The sequence below is a fragment of the Desulfovibrio sp. 1214_IL3152 genome (genome assembly GCF_036763055.1).
Classification (GTDB): Bacteria; Desulfobacterota; Desulfovibrionia; order Desulfovibrionales; family Desulfovibrionaceae; genus Desulfovibrio.
In genome coordinates this window covers 1-3,417 of sequence record NZ_JBAIYW010000139.1, presented here as the reverse complement: position 1 = coordinate 3,417, position 3,417 = coordinate 1, and the positions used below count along the sequence as shown (strand labels likewise).

Genomic DNA, 3,417 nt, shown 5'->3' with positions numbered 1-3,417 from the left:
GAAGGTCGCACCCTGGCGGACAGCCGTGCTCCTCCGGCCAGGGGCAGTTGGATATGCTCCGGCAGGGGAGGGAATGCCCCCTGACTTTTGCGGCGCTGTGATGCGGTCTTTTTTTCAGGCATGGGCCGAGGCTGCCACAGGGGACAAGCCCTTGTAAAGGGCCGTTGACGCATCTTTGCCTGGCCGCCGGCAGGTTTTTCCCGGGATGCGCTGGCACGGCTTTTGCTCTTTTTTTCTGGCACGGGCGGTAGGAATTGTTTTCCAACCGGTGCGAAGCATCGAAGGAGCAGATATGAGCGTGTCCGGCACATATGGCGTTGGCGGGCTTTCCGGCGTGGAAGGGATATGGGATCTGGGCGGCAGCGCCCGAAATGCCGCCGCTTCCGGCAAGGGCGATTCCGGCGATACCGTAAATATTTCTGAAGAGGCCAAAGAGCTTTTGCGCGAAAAACTGGGACGCTATTCGGCTTCGGGCAAGGCGTCGGAGGCAGGGGACGGGCAGGCCGCTTCCGGCAGTTCCGTGGCAGGACTTTCCGGCAGCGGTGGTGACGACAAGGCTTCAGGGGCAGGGGGCGCGTCAGGCGGGCTTGGCGGTTCCAGCTCTGTTGAGGGTATAAAAAAACAGATAGAAGCCCTCAAAAGCCAGTTGACCAGCCTTGCCGGCCAGGCCGGCGGTCGCGGACCGGATACGGCTTTGCAAAGCAAAATCAATGCTCTTCAGGCGCAGCTTGCGGCTCTTGAGGCGCAGCTTGCCGAGGCCGAACAGGCTTCGTAGGCTATTGACAGTAACAAATATCAATTATATGAAGTGTCCTGGGGGATGGCTGCTGCTATCCCTTTTTATTTCGTTTACGCCCAAACACCTTAATATACGGCATGCATTGCATGCGAAAGAGAGGTTTTGCCATGAAATCGTTAAAGGGAACCCAGACCGAGAAAAATATTCTGACTGCCTTTGCCGGTGAGTCGCAGGCCCGTAATCGCTATGACTTTTTCTCTTCTGTCGCCAAAAAAGACGGCTATGTGCTGGTGCAGGAAATCTTTCTTGAAACCGCCGCGCAGGAAAAAGAACACGCCAAGCGCCTTTTCAAGTTTCTTGAAGGCGGCGAAGTAGAAATTCAGGCCGCGTATCCTTCGGGGATCATCGCGGGCAGCGAAGCCAACCTGCGTGCTGCCGCCCACGGCGAAAACTACGAGCACACTGAAATGTATCCTTCTATGGCTGCCACGGCCGAGAAAGAAGGCTTTTCCGAGGTGGCTTGTGTCATGCGCCATATCGCCGTGGCCGAAGCCTACCACGAAAAGCGCTTCCTGAAGCTGGCGGGCGATATCAAGGAAGGCCGCATGTTCATGCGTTCCAAACCCACGGTGTGGCGCTGCATCAACTGCGGCTGTCTCGTGGACGGGGATCACGCTCCTGAAATGTGCCCCGCCTGTGCGCACCCCAAGGCATTTTTTGAAGAACTGAACTACAGCTTCTAGAGCAAATTAACTTTGAGAATGTATATTCTCAAAGTTTAAGACACGCTCGCTTCGATGCTTAACCGCGCAAGTAAATAGCTCTGCTGTCTTCGCGGCAGTCGTTGGCGAGCCTGCGAGCCTTACGAATGGCGACAGTGGTTGTGTGGAAACAAACCGCTCGTTACACATGCTGTTCGCAAGCGTAGTTTCCTGCGTTACAACTCCTGAAGCATCCGTAACTTCTTTTGTCGTAACGGCTGAAGCTGCGCTTGCATCTTTGCGGCGGGCGACTGCTCACGCAGCCGCCAGAGCAATTTCAAAGTGAAATTGCTCTGGAGCCGTTTGCGAATGAAATGAGTTAACTGCTCTGGTCTGTTTTGCTATGAAGCCGTACGGCTGCCGAAAGCTATTCTCTTGCGCGGCAGCGTGCGATCTCCGGTTTTTTGCAGGACGGTTTGCCGCCTGTGCAGGGCCGCGTCCTGTGACGCCAGCCCTGCCGGGCGGTTTCGCCCGGACTGCGGGAAGGGGCCGGCCCTGGTTCAATCACCAGATGTGCTTTGCTGTGGTGGCGATATGAAACAGAAAAGCATCCTGTGCAGCCTTTTTGCTACACTGGTGGCGATTGCTGTGCAGGTCAACCGGCATCAAGCGCTATCCGCCACCCAGGCGTATGGCCCCCGATCGCTCATGGAGAAATTTTACGTTAACACCGCTCGACGGTTGCGTAAGCGTCATGGGAGCGCAGGTGCGGTTTATCTACGCTGTGAAATGCTGAATGGCGTCTGTAGGCTTCGCGAGCACATGTTCGCAATAGTGTAATGTGATAATATATTTGATTAATTGCCTGTTTCTGGTTATCTTCATTCGGTTGCCTCCCATTTCTTCTGGCCGCGATGATCTGCAAGGCTATTCCAGATAATAAAGTATAATAATATAATTAAATATATTTTCTTTTACTATTTAATATGTTATTAGTCATTTGCTTTTTTAATGAGGTGAAAATCTCTTGCTTTTATTTTTCAGTTATTGCTAATTGTTAAGAGTCGCAGCCCCAGCCGACATACGCTTGTAGATGGTTGGTCTGCTTGGTTGGCCTGCCGTATCCGTCTGCCGTATCCGTCTGTTGTATCGGCGTTGTGCGGAGCGATACGCAAGTCGCGGGGCTTCGCGCCCAAGAGCTTGCGCGGGCCGTTAACCTGGATATTTCATCTAAAGCCTAAAGCATGCCGTTGTGGACGGTGGCACACCCGGTTGCCGTATCCGCAATGTGGGTCATTCTGACCGGCATGCGACAGAGCGGAAGGCCGCCACAAGGCGCGGCTTTTCATTCTAGGGAGTGAACTGTGAGACAGTATATTTTTACCTTTTTGGGGCTGATGCTGCTGGCCCCGGCGTCCGCTATGGCTGCCGAAAGCGCATATCCGCCTCCGCCGCCCGCCGGGCAGGCCATAACTGTGGAAGATTCCATTTATGGTGTGCTTCGTACCAACAGGGCCTTGAGGGGCATTCAGGAAAACCGTAACGTGCTTACGCACGAAGTTGACCGCGCCAAAGCCGGATTCGGCCCCCGCGTGGACGTCACCGGGCGTGCCGGCGGCAGTGTTTTGAATGACTCGAGCACGCGTAGTAAAGACCTGGATTATCAGATGTGGGGTCTGGCGGGTGTTAGCGCCCAGCTTGTGCAGCCCATCTGGGACGGCTTTGCCACACGCTCGCGCGTGCGCACTGCCAAGTCCACCCTTGAGTCTGTGAAGTTCCGTGTTTTTGACACGGCCACCTCGCTTTCTCTTGAAGGAATTATTTCGCATATCGACGTCCTGCGCCGCAGAAAGATTCTTGAACTGGCCGAAATGAACGTAAGCCAGCACAAGGCGCTGGTGAATCAGGCGCAGGACAGGGCCAGCCTTGGCGCGGATACCGCTGCCGACGTGACGCAGGCCCGTTCGCGCTTGCAGC

3 protein-coding genes are annotated in these 3,417 nt (G+C 55.0%); all 3 read left to right on the top strand.

Features of this window, described 5'->3' with window-relative positions:
* The first annotated feature begins 292 nt into the window (after window positions 1-292).
* A complete protein-coding gene (locus V6C07_RS02900; RefSeq protein ID WP_333534882.1) occupies window positions 293-775 on the top strand; it encodes a FlxA-like family protein in 483 nt (160 codons plus the stop codon).
* A 131-nt stretch (window positions 776-906) separates the two neighbouring features.
* A complete protein-coding gene (gene rbr / locus V6C07_RS02895) occupies window positions 907-1,482 on the top strand; it encodes a rubrerythrin (protein ID WP_333534880.1) in 576 nt (191 codons plus the stop codon).
* Between the two features lie 1,322 nt (window positions 1,483-2,804).
* On the top strand, window positions 2,805-3,417 hold a 613-nt coding region (locus V6C07_RS02890), incomplete at its 3' end, for a TolC family protein (protein WP_333534879.1).

Coding starts and splice junctions, on each gene's coding strand:
- V6C07_RS02900 (WP_333534882.1), top strand. CDS start 293: ATGAGCGTGTCCGGCACATATGGCGTTGGCGGGCTTTCCGGCGTGGAA.
- rbr (WP_333534880.1), top strand. CDS start 907: ATGAAATCGTTAAAGGGAACCCAGACCGAGAAAAATATTCTGACTGCC.